This is a genomic window from Endobacterium cereale (genome assembly GCF_009617585.1).
Classification (GTDB): domain Bacteria; phylum Pseudomonadota; class Alphaproteobacteria; order Rhizobiales; family Rhizobiaceae; genus Neorhizobium; species Neorhizobium cereale.
This window is the reverse complement of sequence record NZ_WIXI01000049.1, coordinates 336,484-356,530: the sequence shown is the minus strand read 5'-3', so window position 1 is coordinate 356,530 and position 20,047 is coordinate 336,484. Positions and strand designations below refer to the sequence as shown.

The 20,047-nt window shown below is 58.6% G+C and carries 19 protein-coding genes and 1 pseudogene; 17 read left to right on the top strand and 3 right to left on the bottom strand.

Translation table 11 applies throughout. The features are described from left to right. The 3 genes from GAO09_RS29725 to GAO09_RS23570 form a co-directional block, all read left to right on the top strand. Positions 1 to 202: hypothetical protein (locus tag GAO09_RS29725; protein ID WP_209018812.1), on the top strand; the 202-nt coding region annotated here is incomplete at its 5' end. 133 nt (positions 203 to 335) lie between these two features. Next, positions 336 to 962, top strand: coding sequence for a hypothetical protein (locus GAO09_RS23575; RefSeq protein ID WP_153358313.1), 627 nt, complete (start codon positions 336 to 338; stop codon positions 960 to 962). Between the two features lie 287 nt (positions 963 to 1,249). After that, entirely contained in the window at positions 1,250 to 2,386 is a 1,137-nt protein-coding gene (locus GAO09_RS23570; protein WP_153358311.1) for a GGDEF domain-containing protein, read from the top strand. 119 nt (positions 2,387 to 2,505) lie between these two features. Here the strand turns inward: GAO09_RS23570 and GAO09_RS23565 are convergent, their stop codons facing one another. Continuing rightward, positions 2,506 to 2,937, bottom strand: coding sequence for an organic hydroperoxide resistance protein (locus GAO09_RS23565; RefSeq protein ID WP_153358309.1), 432 nt, complete (start codon positions 2,935 to 2,937; stop codon positions 2,506 to 2,508). A gap of 137 nt (positions 2,938 to 3,074) precedes the next feature. Here GAO09_RS23565 and GAO09_RS23560 point away from each other — a divergent pair, with 137 nt between their 5' ends. The 7 genes and pseudogenes from GAO09_RS23560 (at position 3,075) to GAO09_RS23530 (ending at position 9,381) form a co-directional block, all read left to right on the top strand. Continuing rightward, on the top strand, positions 3,075 to 3,533 hold the full coding sequence (locus GAO09_RS23560) for a MarR family winged helix-turn-helix transcriptional regulator (RefSeq protein ID WP_235938426.1): 459 nt from the start codon (positions 3,075 to 3,077) through the stop codon (positions 3,531 to 3,533). 417 nt (positions 3,534 to 3,950) lie between these two features. Next, complete coding sequence (locus GAO09_RS23555; RefSeq protein ID WP_235938413.1) at positions 3,951 to 5,114, top strand: ABC transporter substrate-binding protein; 1,164 nt, start codon at positions 3,951 to 3,953, stop codon at positions 5,112 to 5,114. Between the two features lie 33 nt (positions 5,115 to 5,147). After that, on the top strand, positions 5,148 to 6,125 hold the full coding sequence (locus GAO09_RS23550) for a YVTN family beta-propeller repeat protein (protein ID WP_209018810.1): 978 nt from the start codon (positions 5,148 to 5,150) through the stop codon (positions 6,123 to 6,125). A gap of 33 nt (positions 6,126 to 6,158) precedes the next feature. Further along, complete coding sequence (locus tag GAO09_RS23545) at positions 6,159 to 6,647, top strand: cupredoxin domain-containing protein (protein ID WP_153358305.1); 489 nt, start codon at positions 6,159 to 6,161, stop codon at positions 6,645 to 6,647. A gap of 267 nt (positions 6,648 to 6,914) precedes the next feature. Continuing rightward, positions 6,915 to 7,667, top strand: a pseudogene (locus tag GAO09_RS23540) (ATP-binding cassette domain-containing protein); the annotation flags it as partial. A gap of 224 nt (positions 7,668 to 7,891) precedes the next feature. Then, entirely contained in the window at positions 7,892 to 8,758 is an 867-nt protein-coding gene (locus GAO09_RS23535) for an ABC transporter permease (RefSeq protein ID WP_153358301.1), read from the top strand. Continuing rightward, positions 8,758 to 9,381: a hypothetical protein gene (locus GAO09_RS23530; RefSeq protein ID WP_153358299.1), complete on the top strand. Its 624-nt coding sequence runs from the start codon at positions 8,758 to 8,760 to the stop codon at positions 9,379 to 9,381. The genes GAO09_RS23535 and GAO09_RS23530 overlap by 1 nt, the downstream gene beginning before the upstream one ends. 15 nt (positions 9,382 to 9,396) lie before the next feature. On the opposite strand, the gene GAO09_RS23525 is transcribed toward GAO09_RS23530, so the two are convergent. Together GAO09_RS23525 and GAO09_RS23520 are read right to left on the bottom strand one after the other, a co-directional pair. Further along, positions 9,397 to 9,729: a c-type cytochrome gene (locus GAO09_RS23525; RefSeq protein WP_153358360.1), complete on the bottom strand. Its 333-nt coding sequence runs from the start codon at positions 9,727 to 9,729 to the stop codon at positions 9,397 to 9,399. Between the two features lie 563 nt (positions 9,730 to 10,292). Beyond that, positions 10,293 to 10,637 carry a hypothetical protein gene (locus GAO09_RS23520; protein WP_235938409.1) on the bottom strand — a complete coding sequence of 115 codons (345 nt, stop codon included), beginning with the start codon at positions 10,635 to 10,637 and terminating at the stop codon, positions 10,293 to 10,295. A 493-nt stretch (positions 10,638 to 11,130) separates the two neighbouring features. Here GAO09_RS23520 and GAO09_RS23515 point away from each other — a divergent pair, with 493 nt between their 5' ends. The 7 genes from GAO09_RS23515 (at position 11,131) to GAO09_RS23485 (ending at position 20,046) form a co-directional block, all read left to right on the top strand. After that, positions 11,131 to 12,984 carry a methanol/ethanol family PQQ-dependent dehydrogenase gene (locus GAO09_RS23515; protein WP_209018809.1) on the top strand — a complete coding sequence of 618 codons (1,854 nt, stop codon included), beginning with the start codon at positions 11,131 to 11,133 and terminating at the stop codon, positions 12,982 to 12,984. A gap of 176 nt (positions 12,985 to 13,160) precedes the next feature. Then, entirely contained in the window at positions 13,161 to 13,676 is a 516-nt protein-coding gene (locus tag GAO09_RS23510) for a c-type cytochrome, methanol metabolism-related (protein ID WP_235938407.1), read from the top strand. 66 nt (positions 13,677 to 13,742) lie between these two features. Next, positions 13,743 to 14,567, top strand: coding sequence for a quinoprotein dehydrogenase-associated putative ABC transporter substrate-binding protein (locus tag GAO09_RS23505; protein ID WP_235938406.1), 825 nt, complete (start codon positions 13,743 to 13,745; stop codon positions 14,565 to 14,567). Between the two features lie 20 nt (positions 14,568 to 14,587). Then, on the top strand, positions 14,588 to 15,715 hold the full coding sequence (locus tag GAO09_RS23500; RefSeq protein WP_153358292.1) for an S-(hydroxymethyl)glutathione dehydrogenase/class III alcohol dehydrogenase: 1,128 nt from the start codon (positions 14,588 to 14,590) through the stop codon (positions 15,713 to 15,715). Positions 15,716 to 16,144: 429 nt separating this feature from the next. Beyond that, a complete protein-coding gene (gfa, locus tag GAO09_RS23495) occupies positions 16,145 to 16,726 on the top strand; it encodes an S-(hydroxymethyl)glutathione synthase (RefSeq protein WP_153358291.1) in 582 nt (193 codons plus the stop codon). Between the two features lie 560 nt (positions 16,727 to 17,286). Further along, positions 17,287 to 18,882, top strand: coding sequence for an ABC transporter substrate-binding protein (locus tag GAO09_RS23490; RefSeq protein ID WP_153358289.1), 1,596 nt, complete (start codon positions 17,287 to 17,289; stop codon positions 18,880 to 18,882). Positions 18,883 to 19,041: 159 nt separating this feature from the next. Beyond that, positions 19,042 to 20,046 carry an ABC transporter permease subunit gene (locus GAO09_RS23485; RefSeq protein WP_153358287.1) on the top strand — a complete coding sequence of 335 codons (1,005 nt, stop codon included), beginning with the start codon at positions 19,042 to 19,044 and terminating at the stop codon, positions 20,044 to 20,046. Position 20,047 lies beyond the last annotated feature (1 nt).

Here is a 20,047-nt window from a genome sequence, read left to right as displayed (position 1 = left end):
GGGGTGGAGCAGCCCGGTAGCTCGTCAGGCTCATAACCTGAAGGCCGCAGGTTCAAATCCTGCCCCCGCAACCAAATCCAAAAGCCGCGAAAATCCTCACAGCAAAAACAAAGTCATAAAATGCGCCGTACTCAAAGCGCGCGACCGTGCAAAATTCATAACCATTCAAAACCTCCGCCGAAGCCGAACAAAGTTCAACTGACGACTTGTCCAGCTGAGGTTTCCAGCATCAAGATCATCTCCGCTCCGCCTGTGTTCGCGCGGCAGCTTGGGCTCGTCAGCGGGTATGCGTCATGGTCGCAGGCTCGCACGCTTGTCGAAATGAGGGAGCATTGATGGACGAGGACTGGAACCTGAGGGTCAAGCGAGGGCTAGGGCCGCTGCGTTTCGGCATGACCTCTGAAAGCTGCGAGCCGCTGGCGGGTCCATACGGGAACGTCACATCCGACCGGCCGATAGTGCAGACCGACATGGAAGATATGTATCGCCACTGGGTCGAGACGCTCGGCGAAGACGAGGCGCGAAAGGCAATGGAAATCATAGCGGCTGCCAATCTCGATATGCGCCCAAGGCACCTGCAACTACTTGAAACCGGCGTGCACATGACATTTCTCGACGGTGTCCTGGAAGACATCATGGTCGAAGAGCGCGCGAAAAAACTCCATGTCGACGGCAGGGAGTTTTTCGGCGCCGGTTTTGCCGATGCGCTTCGGTATCTGCAGGACCTGAACAGCGAATTGCCCTTTGTCGATGACGTTGACTGCTATTTCCGGGTTATCGAGGTGACCGCATTTGGATTTATCCGCTTTGCTGAGACGTCACGCGAAATCCTGTTCGATGGTAGTCCACGCGGCAGCGAGGCGGCAGGCTTTTCGGTCGGCTGGCGCGATACGCCAAGGAACCTGGAAGAAGATTTTTCCGGCCGCCGGCAGTTCGATCTCAGGCTTTTGTCAACGGCCTGAACGTTTTGGCGCCCCAATCGCAATTTCCTTGTCGGTCTTAGGGATGACCGGCGGGGGCGGATAATCGACACTTTTTCCGACTGTGCTTGCGCGATCAAATTGGACGTTTTTTTGCGCGTTCAGGGTTGCAAACAGAGTCCTGCTCTTTCGTCAAAATGTCGGGGCTGAGGGGTGAGAGCTAACCTTGTGCCTCGCAACCTCTCCGGCTCATGAACCTTGTTCGCCCCTATTAACCGGACCTTTTTACATAAGCTTTATGTGTAGCGGCGAGTTCAATAGGTCCGCGCATGTCTCTGCTTCCCCTTCTTCTCAATATCATCGGCCTGATGGCGCTTGTCGCCATGTGCCTGGGGAGCACTGAGCGGCTCAATCCTCCGCCGTTGCTCAAGGGGTTCGTTCTCGGATTGCCGTTTGCTGCCGCTGCCTGCATTACCATGATGATGCCTGTCGTCCTGCCGGACGGCACGGTCATCAACGGTCGATCTCTGTTTCTCGCCTTTGCCGCCGCCTTCGGCGGTTTTGTTCCTTATCTGGTCGCCGCCCTGATTGCGCTGGTTGGTCACATGGAAATCACCGATCTCGCTGTCGGGCAGGCCATCCGGCCTTCGCTTTGTGCGGGCGTGGTCGGGCTTGGCTGGCGGTTTTTCGTTTATCCGCGGTTCGGCATGTCGATTGGCAGCCTTCTGCTGCTTGGCTTGATCGTATCCGGCCTGGCACTTCTGCTTCTTTTCGTGTCTTCGGGGCAGGGGCTGTCGCTTTTCATGCAGACCTATCCGGCGACACTGGTCGGATCATTGGCTGCGGCGCTGATTCTCGGGACATTCATCGATCGCGAGATGCGCCACTTGAGCGAAGCGCGTCTGTGGCAGGAGCAAGCCTATACCGATGCCTTGACCTCGCTTGCCAACAAGCGGGCTTTTTATGAAGCCACGGCTGCCCTTTCGGGCAAGACCTCGCCCTTTTCCATTCTGGTGATCGATGTGGATCACTTCAAGAAGATCAACGATACTCATGGCCATGACGTCGGCGATTTGGCCCTGAAGGCAATCGCTGCCAGTGTATCGGCGACGCTTGCCGGCAGGGGACGGGCCTTTCGCCTGGGCGGGGAGGAGTTTGTCGCTCTTCTGCCGGGCGTGCAGTCACAGCAAGGGCTGGAACTGGCCGAGGCGATCCGCCATGCGGTGGCGGGGCTCTGTGTCGATGCAGGCGGCCGGTCCGTGCGGGCGACGGTGAGTATCGGCATCGCCGACAATAGCGATGCGCAGGAACCACCACATGTTGTTTCGGCGGCAGATGCGGCGCTGTATCTTGCCAAGGCAGGTGGGCGCAACCGCAGCATTCTGAGTGGCGACGTATCGGGAGAACCCGTCGTAGCGGTGCAGGAGCGACCGGCGATGACGAAAGTGGCTGGCGACCGCGCCTGACGACGCTTGCCGCGATATCGATCCGGCCTGCCATGCCATTCGGCCTCAAGAGCATGAGGCGGTATTAAAAAGCCGGCCATCCACTGGGATGGCCGGCTTTTCCGTTTCAGCTACTGTCTTCAGGTGCGAACGGTAAAGTCGACGTCGACGCTGGCCTTGATGGCGTTGGAATAGGGGCAGATATCATGTGTGACTTCAACCAGCTTCTGGGCATCGGCTTCCGACAGGCCGGGCAGATAGACGTCGAGCGCAGCCGTGATGCCAAAACCGCCTTCGGAACGCGGGCCGATACCGATCGTGGCGCCGACTGTGGAGCCTTCCGGAACCTTGGTTTTCAACTGCTGGGCACCAACGCGCAGCGCGCCGAGGAAGCAGGCCGAATAACCGAGGGCAAAGAGTTTTTCCGGATTGGCGCCATCGCCGCCAGGACCGCCCAGTTCCTTCGGGACCACCAGCTGCAGCGACAGGCTGCCGTCTTCCAGCGAGGTTTTGCCGTCACGGCCACCGCCGGTTGCCGTGGCGCTTGTCTTGTATTTTGCATCAACAGACATAGGTCTTCTCCTTGGTTGGGTTTATGGATCAGAATGTAATTTTGTATTTTGCAAAACTGTATTGTGCACAATATGGTTCGTCGTGTGACGGTTGTCAATGACTTGCAATTGTATTGTGCGCGATTTATCTTTTGGCGATGAAGACGCGCCTCAAATCCACCGCCGATATCGGCCTCGATCAGATGCTCTGTTTCGCCGTCTACAAGGCCGAACAGGCTTTTAACCGAGTCTATAGGCAGGCTTTGGAACCGCTGGGGCTGACCTATCCTCAATTTCTAACCATGCGTCTTCTCTGGAGTGCGGGCAACCTGTCAGTCGGCGAAATTTCGGAACGCCTGGGGCTGGATTCCGGCACGGTCACGCCGCTCCTGAAGCGTCTGACACTGATGGGCCTTGTGAAAAAAGCGCGCCGCACCGATGACGAACGGCGTGTCGACATCTTTCTCACCGACGAGGGCAGGGCGCTGGAGGCAAAGTCGGAGGCGGTGATGCAATGCATCGCGCAGGCGATCGCCGTCGACGGGCAGGAAGGCGACGAAATGCTGATGACCATCAATCGGCTGACCGCCAACCTGACTGATGCGGCCGAACGCTGAAGGCTCAAACCGATCGTGAAGCCGGTTGACCGAGTAAGGCAACCGGCACATTTCGATGAACCAAATTGGTGATTTGCGAGACGTCGGCTGCCCGCCATCTTCGGCGGCGGTAGGCAGCGGGATATTCATAAATCGCGAAACATTTTTTTATGAAATTACCGGTTGCGGCGAGCCGTGCGTGATGTAGATTGACGACGGGCACCTGAGAAATGATGTGAATTCCGGCTTTTATCGCCGTGTCGAGTGCATGGAGCATGCGCCGGCAGGAAACGCGTCGTTTCGTTGCGATCGTGGATTTGCAGGGTGCGTGTTTTTCATTCGTTTTTCTTTTGGTTGTTATTGCCCGTTTTTATGTCGGTTCGTCCCGCTGTCGCGGCTGACTGGGGAGCTGCAATCAAACTCGCTCAGGCACAGACGTTGACTGAACCCGCTCAACCGCGGGCAGGGCCGGCCAAACCGGCGCCGGTCGACATCCATCTCGGTTATCTTCGCGCCTATGCGCCGCAACTGGCCTTGTCCGTGCTGGACGTGCCGCCGCGCGATGAAGGGGTGGCCGGGGCGAATGTCGCGATTGTCGATAACAATACGACCGGCCGTTTCCTCGGGCAGGCATTTTCGCTCGACGTGACCGAGGTAAATCCGGACACGGATGTAAACGCCGCGTTTGAGGCGCTGGCCGGCAAGGGCGTTACCGCTATTCTGGCTGATCTTTCGCCGTCACAACTTCTGGCGCTTGCCGATGTCGCGGCGGCTAAGGGTATTCTCGTCTTTAACGTCGGGGCGACGGATGACCGGCTACGTGAAGAGGATTGTCGAGCCAACCTGTTCCACACCGTGCCGACGCGCAGCATGCTGGCAGATGGGCTGGCGCAATATCTGATCTGGAAACAATGGCGGCGCTGGGCGCTGGTTTATGGTTCGCATGATCGCGACCGGCTGTTCGCGGAGGCTCTGCGGCGGGCGGCAGAGCGGTTCGGCGGCGAGATCGTGGCGCAAAAGGAGTTTGTCGATACCGGCACGGCACGGCGCACCGATAGCGGGGTGGTGCAGATCCAGCGGCAGATGCCTGTTTTTACGCAAGGCATGCCCGAGTATGACGTGTTGCTGGTGGCGGATGAGAGCGAGGTTTTCGGAACCTATGTGCCTTATCGCACCTGGCAGCCGAGACCGGTTGCCGGCACGGCCGGTTTGATGCCGTTGGCCTGGCATCCTGCCAGCGAACAATGGGGTGGCACGCAGATCCAGAACCGCTTTTTGAAAAGCACTGGCCGCAGGATGTTGTCCAAGGACATGTCCGCCTGGACGGCGGTGCGCATTATCGGCGAAGCGGCGACACGCACACAAAGTGACGATACAGCAAGGATCGCGGCCTTTATTCATTCGCCGGATTTTTCGATAGCGGCCTTCAAGGGCCAAAAACTGACATTTCGCGCGTGGAACAACCAACTCAGGCAGCCGGTCTTTATCGGCGACGGGCATTCGGTCGTTTCGACCTCGCCGCAGGAAGGCTTTCTGCATCAGGTTTCCGAGCTGGACACGCTGGGTATCGATCAGCCGGAGACGAAATGCGTGCTGAAATGAGATGAGGAAACAAGAGCCTTGGGAGGGGCCGACATGCCGTTGAAATCGCGTTTTTGCACTGCTGTAGTGATGTCCCTTGTGGCGGGCGCGCAGCCGGCCTCTGCATTCATGGCCTATGTGTCGAACGAGAAGGACAACACGGTTTCGGTGGTCGATACGGCATCCGGTACAGTGGTCAAAACCCTGCCTGTCGGTCAGCGCCCGCGTGGTATCACCATCTCGCATGATGGCAAGTTCATCTATCTCTGCGCCAGCGATGACGACACGATCGAGGTGATCGATACGCAGACCCATGAGATCGTCGGGCAGCTTCCCTCCGGGCCTGACCCGGAACTGTTCGTGCTCTCGCCAGATGGAAAAACGCTTTATGTCGCCAACGAGGACGACAATCTGGTGACCGTTATCGATATCGAAAGCCGCGATGTACTCGCCGAAATTCCAGTCGGGGTGGAGCCGGAAGGCATGGGCATCAGCCCGGACGGCAAGACCATGGTCAACACGTCTGAAACGACCAACATGGCGCATTTCATCGATACCGACAGCCACGAGATCACCCATAATGTACTGGTGGATTCACGGCCGCGTTTTGCCGAGTTCAAGCCGGATGGTTCCGAAGTGTGGGTGAGCGCGGAAATCGGCGGCACGGTGTCCGTCATCGATAATGCCAGCCGCGCGGTAAAGCACAAGATCACCTTCGAGATTGCCGGGTTGCGGTCGGAAGCGATCCAGCCGGTCGGTGTGCGCATCACCGCTGACGGCAAAAAGGCCTATGTGGCATTGGGGCCGGCCAATCGCGTCGCTGTCGTCGATACCACCACCTACAAGGTCGAAAAATATGTGCTGGTGGGGCAGCGAGTGTGGCAGCTGGCGTTCACGCCGGACCAGAAGACCATCATCAGCACCAATGGCGTTTCCAACGACATCACCTTCATCGACGTGGCGACGGACGAGCCGGTGCAATCGATAACCGTGGGCGCGATGCCCTGGGGGGTGGTGGTTTCACCGCAATGACCACAATCGGGATGACAATGGGAGGAGGAGAGCATGCTGGATTATCGGAGACTTGGGCTGGTTGCTTTGGCGGCGGTGTTTTTGTCGGCAGGTATCGGTCTTGCGCAGGATGCGGATGATGACGACGACGACAAACCGGCCGCCAAACCTGCGGCTTCGACGGAAAAGGTGACGCGGGCGAGCAAGGATGTGCCGGAACTGATCCTGGGGTCGGCCAAGGATAGTTTTGTGGTCAACCGCAAGGATTTCGAGCTGGTGGCGGGGCAGGGCTATCGCTGGAAGATCACGTCTGCGGCGGGGCTTGAATACAAGTTCGTCACCGATCTGTTCCGCAATGTCTGGATGAACCAGATCGTCATCAACGATCTCGAGGTTCACATGAATGGTGCGCCGGCCTGGCTGGAATTCGACAGCGAGGGAACAATGCAGGTGCAGTTCACCGCAGTTCGTCCCGGCAGTTACACATGGTCGGTGCCGGACCTGGCGGACAAGGGCATGAAGGGGACGATTACCATCAAGTAGAGTTGGACTGACGTGTTGCATGAGGCGTGGCCAGCACGGGTCAGGTACGTCTGGCCGGCCTCATGTTCTTGGAGGAAAGGAGTTATCTCATGGGGATTGCGAGGGGGGCAGCGAGCGCCATCCCGTTGCCCGAAGGCGATTGTCCTGTCCCTGAGCCGGCACAGGCAGAGGGCCCAGCCTTCACGCAGCCCGATGGTTCGGCCAGATCCATGACGAGCGGTGACCGGGGAGAGGCAGGCTCGTTTCCTGCGGGCGGAGCTGGATGTGATGAGTGATAACCATATATCGACGCAGAAAGGTGCGAGCGCGCTCGAGGTGACCGATGTCAGCCACGCCTATGGTGCGAAAAAGGCACTCGCCGGCGTGTCCTTTTTCATTCCGGCCGGACGTTTTACCGTGCTTCTGGGGCTGAACGGTGCGGGTAAAACAACGTTGTTTTCGCTGATCAGCCGACTTTACGACACGCAAGACGGTTCAATCCGCATTTTTGGCCGGGACATCAGGCGCGATCCGAGCGAGGCGCTGCGGCGGCTCGGCATCGTGTTTCAGGCCCGCACGCTCGATCTCGACCTCTCTATTGCGCAAAATCTTACCTATCACGCCGCCCTGCATGGCTTTGGTCGGCGCGAGGCGATGGCGCGGATCATCATGCTGCTGGACACAGTCGGTCTGGCGGACCGTCTGCACGACAAGGCCAAAAATCTATCCGGTGGGCAGATGCGGCGGGTGGAAATCGTGCGCGCCCTGCTGCACCGACCGTCGCTGCTGCTGCTTGACGAGGCGACGGTAGGGCTGGATGTGCAGGCGCGTGCCGACATTCTGGCGACGATCCGGGCGCTGGTGAGAGACGATGGCATCGGTGTTTTGTGGGCGACGCATCTGATCGATGAAGTGATGGAGGATGACGACGTGGTGATCCTCGACGGTGGCCGGGTGCTGGCCTCGGGTGCGGTTGGTGATGTCGTCCGCGCAGCGGGTGCGCAGGATATCGCCGGGGCGTTCGGCGGGCTGGTTTCGGAAACGGGCGCGCGCATGGTGATCTCCCCGCTTGAGGGAGGGGTGCCAGGCAGGGCAGAGGGCGGGCATGTTTCCAAGGATTCCATCGTGTGGGGAATGCGCCGCACCATTTCTCAGCCCCCTCTGTCTGATGCGCTGACATCTGCCCCCCAACGGAGGGAATCTGAAAGGCCGCGTCCAGCCTCCCCAAGCGTCGATCTGTCCAGTCCCAAAGCGGGAGGCCGGCAATGAGCCTCCACACCCAAACCACCTCATTGCATCCACACCCACCCCGTGGCTTCACGCCTCGGCAATATCTCGCCTGTCTGTCCGGCATCATGATCCGCGAGGGCCTGCGGTTCCTCAATCAGCGCGAACGGTTTGTGTCATCGCTGGTGCGGCCGCTTCTGTGGCTTTTTGTGTTTGCCGCCGGGTTCCGGCAGGTGCTCGGTGTGTCGATCATCCCGCCCTACCGCACCTATGTGCTTTACGAGGTCTATATCACGCCCGGCCTTGCCGGCATGATCCTGCTGTTTTCCGGCATGCAGTCGTCACTGTCGATGGTGTATGACCGTGAGATGGGCAACATGCGCACGCTGCTGGTCAGCCCGTTTCCGCGCTGGTTCCTGCTGGTGTCAAAACTGTTTGCCGGTGTCGCGGTGTCGGTCGTGCAGGTCTACGCGTTTTTCGCGATTGCCTGGTTCTGGAATGTGCGGCCGCCACCTGTCGGTTATCTTCTCGTGCTTCCGGCGCTGTTTCTGGGCGGCATGATGCTGTGTTCGCTCGGCATGTTTCTGTCGTCGATGATCCGGCAGCTGGAGAACTTTGCTGGCATCATGAATTTTGTGATCTTTCCGATGTATTTCGCCTCCTCGGCGCTTTACCCGCTCTGGCGAATTCAGGAATCGAGCCCGCTTCTCTTCCGCATCTGCCAGGGCAACCCATTCACCTATGCGGTGGAACTGATCCGTTTTGCCCTCTACGGGCGCATCGAGTGGATGTCCCTCGGCATTGTCTTCGGTTTCACCGTGCTTTTCCTCGGTGGCGCCATTTTTGCCTATGACCCGGCTCACGGCCTGCTCGGCCGCAAACGCGATACAGGAGGCAATGGCTGATGGTTTTTGCTCGAGCGATAATCGTCGCGGTAATATCGGCCCTGATGCCTTTGCCCTTGATGGCCGCGCAGGGGGATGATCCCGACTGGCCCTGCATCCAGCGCAAGGTACCGCAACTGTCGATCGGGCAGATCTGGACCGGGCCGGACCTGCCGCCACAAGCTGCGGATTGGGCGAAGGACGCGGATTTGGCCGAACTCGTGGAAGACCTTGCAGCGCGGCGTCTGCCGATTGCCGAGGCGCAACAGAAAATCCGGGCGTTTCGCGATGGCTTGCAGCAGGAGCCGAGGGAGAAACGTCGTGCCATGCTGGTGCAGGGCCTGTTCGAGACGATGAACGGTGAACGCGCCCACGTGATTTCCGGCATTGCACGTTATGCGCACCGCCAGCGGGACATGGCAGCCAGCCTGCGCGCCGAAGGGGCTGCTCTCGATGCCCTGCGTGCGAAACCGGATGCCGATCAGGCGCAACTGGCCATGCGCGGCGAGCAGCTGGTGTTTCGCACCCGCATTTTTCAGGAACGCGTGCAGGCACTCACCTATGTTTGCGAGGTGCCGACATTGATCGAGCAGCGGCTGTATGCCCTGGTCAAGGTACTGGGTGAACCGTCGCCGCCGAAGTGATGGTGATCGCTGCCGTCAGGGTGAGGCCTGTTTCAGAAAGGCGATGACATCGGCGACGTCCTTGTCTACCTTCAGGCCGGCAAAGGCCATTTTCGTGCCTTTGACCACGCCTTTGGGATCATGAAGATAGGTGGTGAGTGTCGTCTCGTCCCAAACCATGCCACCTTTACCGGCATCCGTCATGGCCGCGGAATATTTGAACCCGGCATGAGTGCCTGCGGTGCGGCCGATCACGCCTTTCAGCGAGGGACCAATCTTGTTCTGATCCGTGTCGGTGACATGGCAGGCCTTGCACTTCGTAAAGACCTTTTCACCGGCGGCGGCATCCTGCGCATGCGCTTTTCCCATCGATGACAGGCTAAGGCCGGCGACGCAGAGACAGATACTCAAATACAGATGCAGGCGGGCGCCCGGGCGGGCGTCATGACAGATGGTTGTTCGCATGAAATTCCTCCCAAAAGGTGGCGTGTGCCCCCGGTCTCCCAGCCGGTTTCACGCGCTGCCATGCACGCAAGGGTAGTTTTCGGCGACGTTAAGTCAACACCGACGAATATATGGGACGCAAAAAGATCTATGGCCTGTTGTTATGCGACGCTCCCGCTCAGGTTGACGCTTCCGGCGTGGCCGCGTAATTTGAAATGATCGAATTTGCAGGCGCGCCAAAATCCGCGAGGCAGCTATGGCGAATATGATCGATCTGGTTCTGACCGTCTGCCTCGTGAGCAGCCCGGAAATCTGCCGAAAAGAACATCTGTACTTCGAAAGTCGCGGATCGCTGTTTCAATGCATGATTCTGGCGCCTTCCGAAATCGCCAAATGGTCGAGCGAACACCCTGCTGTTCGCGTGGTCCGCTGGACTTGCGCCTTTCCGGACAAAGGTCGGCGCATCTGACCTGTCGCCGACACCCCTCTCAGAAACAGCGCACGTCGGCTTCCGCCTGGGCGCGGCGCAGTTCAGACACAGCGGTCTTGGCAACGGCGCCCTGACGAAACAGCACACCGCGTTCACCCGTTTGCAGGCCAAGGCTGACGAAGGTTTCGGCCGCTTCGTAACGCTTGTAAGGGATGATCGAGGCGACGACATCAATCGAGCAGGAACAACTCTGAAGTGCGTCCCGGCTTTCGCCATTGGCTTTCATGCATCCGTGAACGTAATCGTAGACTGCAACCGTCGGGTAGTCTCCGGTTGCTGATGCGATCGTGGCCGTCGGGAATGAAACCAAGAAGATCGCAATGCGAAAAAATCCGTTAGACATTCATATTTCCCTTTCTTTGACCGGGTTTTGTTAACGAAGCGAAAATATGTCATATGTTCAATTTTGTAATATTATTGGATTTTCTTAAGTAATACTCCTTCGCCTTCGCAAAATATGTTGATGCGTGGCAGCATTTTTATTCGTTATGTAAGTCTATCTTTTTATTGCACTTGCCGTATGTCATTTAATGACCTATTGTCAAAAGCAATTTCCGGCTTCAAGGCCTTGCTTTTGGGAGGGCGAGGTTTCGAAGGTTTGTGGGGTGGGCAGTAACGGTGCCCTCGGCCCATCCTTTTACCGTGACACGCTGACGGAAATATTCCCGCACATAGCATGAAGCGCTGGCTGCCTTGGAGCATGCGAGCGTTCGTGAAGACGAACCTCGTGTGAATAATAAGCATCGGGAGGATGTCGCATGCGTGTAATCGGAAAAATTGAGTGTCTGCCTGGTCTTTTCATACCTTTAGCAGCCGCCGGCCTTCTGGCCGCGAGCATGGCTGTCGGGCTTGCCGGTACGGCGTTGGCCAATGACGACCTGACGAAATTGTCGGAGGACCCGAAAAACTGGGCGATGCCGACCGGCAATTACGCCAATCACCGTTATTCGGAACTGAAGGAAATCACCAAGGACAACGTCAAGAGCCTGCAGGTGAAGTGGACCTTCTCCACCGGTGTCTTGCGCGGTCATGAAGGTGGCCCGCTGGTGATCGGCGACGTGATGTATATCCACACGCCGTTTCCCAACATCGTTTACGCGCTCGATCTCAAGAACGATGGCAAGATTCTTTGGAAATACGAACCTAAGCAGGATCCGAACGTCATCGGCATCATGTGCTGCGATACCGTCAATCGCGGCGTGGCCTATGGCGACGGCAAGATCATCCTCAACCAGGCCGATACGACGGTGGTGGCCCTCGATGCCAAGACCGGCAAGGTGGCATGGTCGATAAAGAACGGCGATCAGATCGATGGCGGCAAGGGTGAGTCCGGCACTGCCGCGCCGATGGTGGTCAAGGACAAGGTGATCATCGGGGTTTCCGGCGCCGAATTTGGCGTGCGTGGCTGGACTGCGGCCTACAATCTGAAAGACGGGTCGCTTGCCTGGAAGGCGTATTCCACCGGGCCGGATGCGGAAACGCTGATTGACCCGGAAAAAACCATGCATCTGGGCAAGCCTGTCGGCAAAGATTCCGGCATGAATACCTGGGAGGGCGAGCAGTGGAAGACTGGTGGCGGCACGACCTGGGGCTGGTTCTCCTATGACGCCAAGAGCAACCTGATCTATTATGGCACCGGCAACCCATCCACCTGGAACCCGGTGCAGCGGCCCGGCGACAACAGATGGTCGATGACGCTGATGGCGCGCGATGCCGATACGGGCCAGGCGAAATGGCTCTATCAGATGACCCCGCATGACGAGTGGGATTATGACGGCGTCAACGAAAACATCCTTGTTGACGGCATGGAGATCGGTGGCAAGGCACATGATGTGCTGGTGCATCTCGACCGCAACGGCTTCGGTTATACGCTCGACCGGGTCAGCGGTGAGCTTCTGGTCGCCAAGAAATATGATCCCAAGGTCAACTGGGCGACCGAAGTGGTCATGGACAAAAACAGCGAGCAATATGGTCGGCCGCAGGTGGTCGCCAAATATTCGACACAGCAGAACGGTGAGGATACCAACTCGACCGGTATCTGCCCGGCGGCGCTCGGTTCCAAAGACCAGCAACCAGCAACCTATTCACCCAAGACAAAACTCTTTTACGTACCGACCAACCATGTCTGCATGGATTACGAACCCTACAAGGTGAGCTATACGGCCGGGCAGCCCTATGTCGGCGCGACCGTGTCGATGTATCCCGCACCTGACAGCCATGGCGGCATGGGCAATTTCATTGCCTGGGATGCCGCCAAGGGCGAAATCGTCTGGTCGATCCCTGAACAGTTCTCCGTCTGGTCGGGTGCGCTCGCCACAGCCGGTGACGTGGTCTTCTACGGCACGCTGGAAGGCTACATCAAGGCGGTCAATCTGGACGGCAAGGAGCTTTACAAGTTCAAGACGCCCTCCGGCATCATCGGCAATATCAACACGTTCGAACATGGCGGCAAGCAATACATCGCCGTGCTGTCGGGCGTTGGCGGCTGGGCCGGTATCGGTCTTGCCGGCGGGTTGCTGTCGCCTGAAAACGCCGCCGCCTGGCATGGTGCGGTCGATCAGGGACGCGGCGGCCAGGATGACGCGGCGGTGGTCGGCACGGCCGGTCTCGGTGCGGTCGGTGGTTATGCGGCGCTTGCCGATTACACCACGCTTGGCGGTCAGTTGACGGTTTTCGGTCTTCCTGAATGACGGACCTGAGCAGACGGGTCGCGCCTGTCGGGCGCGGCCCGTCACGGGATCGGTGGATCGTTCATTGTGATGACATGGCGTGCGGCTTGTTGGTGTCGAAGGGCAAGCGTCCTAACGGCGTTCTTCCGTGCATGCAAAAAATGTTTGATGTGTGAGGTTTTTCAATGGCTTTTCGCATGGCAGTTTTCGGGTTTTGTGCAGCGATATTCTTTCTTTCGCATTCTGGAACGGTCTTTGCCGACGACGACAAGGAAAAGGCGGCGGTGGCGAGCGAAGAGGACGGGAAATTCTTCGACAAGGATGGCACTCCGACTTTTCGGATTTCCGCCGACGGAACCGTCGATTGGTACACGTTCAGCGGCTACCGGCGGTATCATTCGGACTGTCATGTCTGTCATGGGCCGGATGGCGTCGGTTCGAGTTACGCCCCGGCACTGGCCAGTAGCCTGAAAAAACTCGATTATGCGAGTTTTCTCTCGATCGTGGCGGAAGGCCGCAAAAATGTCGGCGGCGGCAAGGAAAACGTCATGCCTGCCTTCGGCGACAACAAGAACGTCTATTGTTATCTCGACGATATCTACGTTTATCTGCGGGCACGCGCGGTTGAAGCCGCGCCGCGCGGGAGACCGCCAAAAAAGGCGGACAAGCCTAAAGGGGCCAAGGATTACGAAGCCTCCTGCATGGGAGGTTGAGAGATGGCGGGCGGTGTCTTGGTTGGATGGTCAAGGTGCACGTGGCTTTCATTGCTTTGCGGCGTGATGTTGGGCCTGGCTGTCAGTTTCCTGCCGCATACCGTGCTGGCGCAAGGCGCGGGGCTGGGGGCAGCGGGCGAGCTTGTCGATCCCGACGTGCTACGGGTGTGCGCCGATCCCTCCAACATGCCGTTTTCCGATCAGAGCGGCGACGGGTTCGAGGACAAGCTGGCGAACATGGTGGCGGAGGGAACAGGGCGAAAGTCGGTTGCCTACACGTGGTTTCCGTCGATCACCGGTTTCGTGCGCAACACGCTGGGTGCCAATCGCTGCGACATCATCATGGGATATGCGCAGGGTGACGAACTGGTGCAGAACACCAATGCCTATTACCGCTCCGCCTATGTGCTGATTTATGCGAAGGCCAGCGATCTTGCCGGTGTCGAGACGCTGGCCGATCCAAAACTTGCCGGCAAACGCATCGGCGTCGTGGAAGGCACGCCACCGACCGCCAACATGGCAGCGGCCAAGCTGATGGGCAAAGCCAAGGTCTATCCACTGATGGTGGATACGCGGGTCATGCCATCTATGGCGGAACTGGCGATGAAGGATCTGACAACGGGTACGATCGACGCTGCCGTCTTGTGGGGCCCGATGGCCGGTTATTATGCGGCGCGGGCGGGCAAGGACATGGTACTTGTGCCATTGATCCATGAGCAGCGCGGGCAGCGCATGGTCTATCGTATCACCATGGGGGTGCGGCCGGCCGACCAGAGTTTCAAGCGGGTTTTGAACGCCTTCATCAAGGATAAACAGCCGGAAATCGACCGGTTGCTGATGGAATACAATGTGCCGCTGCTGGATGAACGCGACCGCAGGATCACGCAGTGAAGGAGAGAGGGGAGTAGGATATGGACGTACGCGCCGCAGTCGCCGTTCAGGCCGGCAAACCGCTGGAAGTGATGACGGTTCAGCTGGACGGCCCCAAGGCCGGCGAAGTGCTGATCGAGGTCAAGGCCACCGGCATCTGCCATACCGACGATTTCACGCTTTCCGGTGCAGATCCGGAAGGCCTGTTTCCGGCCATTCTCGGCCATGAAGGTGCGGGCGTGGTGGTCGATGTCGGCCCCGGCGTCACTTCCTTGAAGAAGGGCGATCACGTCATTCCGCTCTACACGCCGGAATGCCGTGAATGTTATTCCTGCACCTCGCGCAAGACCAACCTGTGCACCTCGATCCGCTCGACGCAAGGGCAAGGCGTGATGCCGGACGGCACAAGCCGCTTTTCCATCGGCAAGGACAAGATCCACCATTACATGGGCTGCTCGACCTTTGCGAATTTCACGGTCCTGCCGGAGATCGCGCTTGCCAAGATCAATCCAGACGCGCCGTTCGACAAGGTTTGTTATATCGGCTGCGGCGTCACCACCGGCATCGGCGCGGTCATCAACACAGCCAAGGTCGAGATCGGCTCGACGGCGATCGTCTTCGGTCTCGGCGGTATCGGTCTGAACGTGCTGCAGGGTCTGCGCCTTGCCGGCGCCGACATGATCATCGGCGTCGACATCAACAACGACCGCAAGGCATGGGGCGAAAAGTTCGGGATGACGCATTTCGTCAATCCGAAGGAAGTTGGTGACGACATCGTGCCTTACCTCGTCAACATGACGAAGCGGAACGGCGACCTGATCGGCGGTGCCGACTACACGTTCGATTGCACTGGCAATACCAAGGTCATGCGTCAGGCGCTGGAAAGTTCGCATCGCGGCTGGGGCAAGTCGGTCATCATAGGTGTTGCGGGTGCCGGCCAGGAAATTTCGACGCGTCCGTTCCAGCTGGTCACGGGCCGCAACTGGATGGGCACAGCGTTTGGCGGCGCGCGCGGTCGTACCGATGTGCCGAAGATCGTTGACTGGTACATGGAAGGCAAGATCCAGATCGACCCGATGATCACCCACACGATGCCGCTCGAGGACATCAACAAGGGTTTCGAGTTGATGCATTCGGGTGAAAGCATCCGCGGCGTGGTGATTTACTGAGCGGCTGATGGCGTGAGGGTGGCTCGTGTTTGGGAGGTGCCTTGAAGTCGTTGCGTTTGAAAAGAAAGGGCGGCTGCTTTCGACTTCTGTTTTCAGTGGCGACGTTATCTTTTGTGGTGCTGATGGTGGAGCGCAGGCCCTTCTTGCCGCTGGCGGGCAGAAGATGCAGATCAGCGAATGGGGGGGGCGGCTTCGAGCGCATCGTTTGCGACGGGTTCTGCTTTTGTCGCTTTCGACACTGTTCCCGTTTGAGGGGAGGAGGGGTGACGCAACCGTCGCATGCCATGGGCTGTCGCCGGCGAGATCAGGCGGCGCGCTCGAGAGGCCTCATGTTCATGCCTTTACGGGCACGTCGGCAGTGAAGCAGTGATGAAACGAGGCAGCCGCCGATGATCGGGACGGACCTCGCTTAGGAGGAGGAGCGTTGTTATGGACAGTGCAGTTCAGGTCCGCATTCATCCCGCGGTCGATGGTGGCGTAAAACCGGAAAGCTCGAGTTTTTCCGGCGGCACGCTGGTCTGCGAATGCGTTGACAGGCCGGTCAAGGTCAAAATCGACGGGCAGGTGGCGCATAATCACGCCTGTGGTTGCACCAAGTGCTGGAAACCCAAGGGTGTCGACTTTTCCATCGTCGCCGTGGTGCCGCATGACAAGGTGACGGTTACGGAAAATGGTGACAAGCTCGCCGTGGTCGATCCATCGGCGCTGATCCAGCGGCATGCCTGCAAGCAGTGCGGAGTTCATATGTATGGACCGGTCGAGCGCGAGCATGCGTTTCAGGGGCTGGATTTCATACATCCCGAGCGGTTTCAGGAAAGCGGCTGGGCGCCTCCGGGTTTTGCCGCCTTCGTGTCGTCAATCATTGAATCCGGTGTTGATCCGGGCCGGATGGACGGTGTCAGGGCGAGATTGAAGGATCTGGGGCTGCAGCCTTATGATTGCCTGTCACCGCCACTGATGGATTATGTCGCGACCTGGGTTGCGAAGAGATCCGGCGCCTTGCCAGCTTGAACGGACGGGGCCGGTCCTTTTGTACCGCAGGTGCGTCTGACGGCGTGCCTGTGGCTCACACGTTGCGTGGTATTGCCTCGTCCGCGTGGATGTTGTTGGCCGGCTGTTAGAGCCTTCGCGGAAAGAGCGTGCGGCTTGCGGATCCGGTTGAATATCGGGCTGCAGCGACCCTCTGGTTTTTCCCGTTTGTCGGCTTTCCGAATGGCTGGTGTATTGGCCTTCTTGTGTGTGTGAAGTCGATACAATCGAGCTTGTGATGTCTTTCCCAATTTTTCTTATAAAGTCTGTTGTGAAATAGTGTCGGCTGCTCCGCTGCCCTGTGTTGCGCAGCAATCCGCTGGCCTCTGCTTTAACAAATGATATGATACATTAACGTAAATCTTGCTGCAGTGGGGTTCCCTGCGCGATTGTGTGTTGACAACCCCCGCCTGCCGTTCTGTATCTGTCGCACCGACTCGAACTGGCACCAGGGGAAGGTAAGAGGGCCACCTCGGATTACAGTCCGGGTGTTTGTCTCTGGGGTGCCTCAGAGGCAAGAAGTCACAAAAGGGGAGTTTTCCATGAAACGCGCGCTTATCGCCGCACTCGCACTGGCCGCACTGCCAATGCTTCCGACCGTCGCCGCCGCAAAAACCTTCGTATATTGCTCCGAAGGTTCGCCGGAAGGTTTTGATCCGGGTCTTTACACCGCCGGAACGACCTTCGACGCATCGGGCCACCCGATCTACAGCCGCCTCCTGGAATTCAAGCCGGGCACGACGCAGCCGGAAGCTGGCCTCGCAGAGAGCTGGGAGATTTCTGAGGACGGTACGGTCTACACGTTCAAGCTCCGCAAGGGCGTGAAATTCCAGACCACCGAATTCTTCACGCCGACCCGCGAATTCAACGCTGACGACGTCATCTTCTCGATCGGCCGTATGGTCGACGAAAAGAACGCCTGGAACAAGTACATCACCGGCGGCACCTGGGAATATGCCGAGGGCATGGGCTTCCCCAAGCTGATCAAGTCGATCGATAAGGTCGATGACCTGACGGTCAAGTTCACGCTCAACCGTCCGGAAGCACCGTTCCTCGCCAACATTGCGATGCCGTTCGCTTCGATCCTGTCCAAGGAATATGCCGACAGCCTCGAAAAGGCCGGCACCAAGGAACAGCTGAACCAGCAGCCGGTTGGCACGGGTCCGTTCACCTTCGTCGCTTACCAGCAGGATGCCATCATCCGCTACAAGAAGAACGCCGATTACTGGGGCACTGCTCCGAAGATCGACGATCTGGTCTTCGCGATCACCACCGACGCTGCCGTTCGTTACCAGAAGCTCAAGGCCGGCGAATGCCACCTGATGCCTTACCCGAACGCTGCCGACGTGCAGGCCATGAAGGCTGACGAGAACCTGCAGGTACTCGAGCAGGAAGGCCTCAACATCGCCTACCTCGCCTACAACACCACGCAGGCTCCGTTCGACAAGCCGGAAGTTCGTATCGCTCTCAACAAGGCGATCAACAAGGCCGCTATCGTTGACGCCGTCTTCCAGGGCATGGCAACTCCTGCCACCAACCCGATCCCACCGACCATGTGGTCCTACAATAATGACGTCAAGGACGATACGTACGACCTCGACGCCGCCAAGAAGATGCTGGCCGACGCTGGCGTCAAGGACCTCTCCATGAAGGTCTGGGCGATGCCGGTTTCGCGTCCGTACATGCTGAATGCACGTCGCGCTGCCGAAATCATCCAGGACGACTTTGCCAAGATCGGCGTCAAGGTCGAGATCGTTTCCTACGAATGGGCAGAATACCTGTCGCGTTCGAAGGCAAAGGACCGTGACGGTGCCGCCATCCTCGGCTGGACCGGCGACAATGGCGACCCGGACAACTTCCTCGACACCCTGCTCGGCTGCGATGCTGTCGGCGGCAACAACCGCGCGCAGTGGTGCAACCAGGAATTCGACGCCCTCGTGAAGAAGGCCAAGTCGACCTCGGATCAGGAAGAGCGCTCGAAGCTCTACGAACAGGCACAGGTCATCTTCAAGAAGGACGCTCCCTGGGCGACCCTCGACCACTCCCTGTCCGTCGTTCCGATGCGTAAGGGCGTTACCGGCTTCACGCAGAGCCCGCTCGGCGACTTCACCTTCGAAGCTGTCGATATCGCCGAGTAATCTGGCACTCTGACAACTTTTTGCCGCGGGAGACATTGCGTTTCCCGCGGCATTTTCTTATGAGATGCCTAAAAATATGGCGGTTACGCCGAAATGGCCCGATGCATGGCTTGACAATAAACATGAATCTGGCGCGCCCCCTTTCCGCAAAGGCTTAAAATGTTTGGCTTCCTTCTGCGGCGCCTCGCCGTCCTGATCCCGACGTTCATCGGGGTCTCCATCATCGCGTTCTCGTTCATCCGCCTTCTTCCGGGCGATCCGGTCGCGCTCCTTTCGGGTGAGCGCGTCATGTCGCCGGAACGCCATGCGCAGATTTCCGCGCAGCTCGGCATGGACCGGCCGATGGTCGTCCAGTATTTCGATTATCTTGGCAACGTTCTGACCGGTGATTTTGGCACCTCGATCGTTTCCAAGAAGCCGGTTCTCGACCAGTTCCTGACGCTGTTCCCGGCGACCGTCGAACTGTCCTTCTGCGCCATCATCATCGCCGTCGCTCTCGGTATTCCGGCCGGCATCATCGCCGCCGTCAAGCGTGGATCGATCTTCGATCAGGGCCTGATGGGTATCGCGCTGGTCGGTTATTCGATGCCGATCTTCTGGTGGGGCCTGCTGCTCATCATCCTGTTCTCCGGCATCCTGCAATGGTTCCCGGTTACCGGTCGCATCTCGCTGATGTTCTATTTCCCGCAGGTGACCGGCTTCATGCTGATCGACAGCCTGATCTCGGGCCAGAAGGGCGCGTTTGCCTCGGCACTCAGCCATCTGGCGCTGCCGTCGATCGTGCTCTCCACCATTCCGCTGGCCGTTATCGCCCGCCAGACCCGTTCGGCTATGCTGGAAGTGCTGTCGGAAGATTACGTCCGCACCGCCCGTGCAAAAGGCCTGTCGCCGTTCCGCGTCATCGGCATCCATGCGCTGCGCAACGCCATGATCCCGGTCGTCACCACGGTCGGCCTGCAGGTCGGCGTCATGCTCGCCGGCGCCATCCTGACCGAGACGATCTTCTCGTGGCCGGGCATCGGCAAGTGGATCCTCGATAGCGTGTTCCGCCGCGACTATGCCGTCATCCAAGGTGGCTTGCTGCTGATCGCTGCGATCATCATGACCGTCAACCTGATCGTCGACCTGCTCTATGGTCTCGTCAATCCGCGTATTCGCCACTAAG

Coding starts and splice junctions, on each gene's coding strand:
- GAO09_RS23575 (WP_153358313.1), top strand. CDS start 336: ATGGACGAGGACTGGAACCTGAGGGTCAAGCGAGGGCTAGGGCCGCTG.
- GAO09_RS23570 (WP_153358311.1), top strand. CDS start 1,250: ATGTCTCTGCTTCCCCTTCTTCTCAATATCATCGGCCTGATGGCGCTT.
- GAO09_RS23565 (WP_153358309.1), bottom strand. CDS start 2,937: ATGTCTGTTGATGCAAAATACAAGACAAGCGCCACGGCAACCGGCGGT.
- GAO09_RS23560 (WP_235938426.1), top strand. CDS start 3,075: ATGAAGACGCGCCTCAAATCCACCGCCGATATCGGCCTCGATCAGATG.
- GAO09_RS23550 (WP_209018810.1), top strand. CDS start 5,148: ATGCCGTTGAAATCGCGTTTTTGCACTGCTGTAGTGATGTCCCTTGTG.
- GAO09_RS23545 (WP_153358305.1), top strand. CDS start 6,159: ATGCTGGATTATCGGAGACTTGGGCTGGTTGCTTTGGCGGCGGTGTTT.
- GAO09_RS23535 (WP_153358301.1), top strand. CDS start 7,892: ATGAGCCTCCACACCCAAACCACCTCATTGCATCCACACCCACCCCGT.
- GAO09_RS23530 (WP_153358299.1), top strand. CDS start 8,758: ATGGTTTTTGCTCGAGCGATAATCGTCGCGGTAATATCGGCCCTGATG.
- GAO09_RS23525 (WP_153358360.1), bottom strand. CDS start 9,729: ATGGGAAAAGCGCATGCGCAGGATGCCGCCGCCGGTGAAAAGGTCTTT.
- GAO09_RS23520 (WP_235938409.1), bottom strand. CDS start 10,637: ATGTCTAACGGATTTTTTCGCATTGCGATCTTCTTGGTTTCATTCCCG.
- GAO09_RS23515 (WP_209018809.1), top strand. CDS start 11,131: ATGGCTGTCGGGCTTGCCGGTACGGCGTTGGCCAATGACGACCTGACG.
- GAO09_RS23510 (WP_235938407.1), top strand. CDS start 13,161: ATGGCAGTTTTCGGGTTTTGTGCAGCGATATTCTTTCTTTCGCATTCT.
- GAO09_RS23505 (WP_235938406.1), top strand. CDS start 13,743: ATGTTGGGCCTGGCTGTCAGTTTCCTGCCGCATACCGTGCTGGCGCAA.
- GAO09_RS23500 (WP_153358292.1), top strand. CDS start 14,588: ATGGACGTACGCGCCGCAGTCGCCGTTCAGGCCGGCAAACCGCTGGAA.
- gfa (WP_153358291.1), top strand. CDS start 16,145: ATGGACAGTGCAGTTCAGGTCCGCATTCATCCCGCGGTCGATGGTGGC.
- GAO09_RS23490 (WP_153358289.1), top strand. CDS start 17,287: ATGAAACGCGCGCTTATCGCCGCACTCGCACTGGCCGCACTGCCAATG.
- GAO09_RS23485 (WP_153358287.1), top strand. CDS start 19,042: ATGTTTGGCTTCCTTCTGCGGCGCCTCGCCGTCCTGATCCCGACGTTC.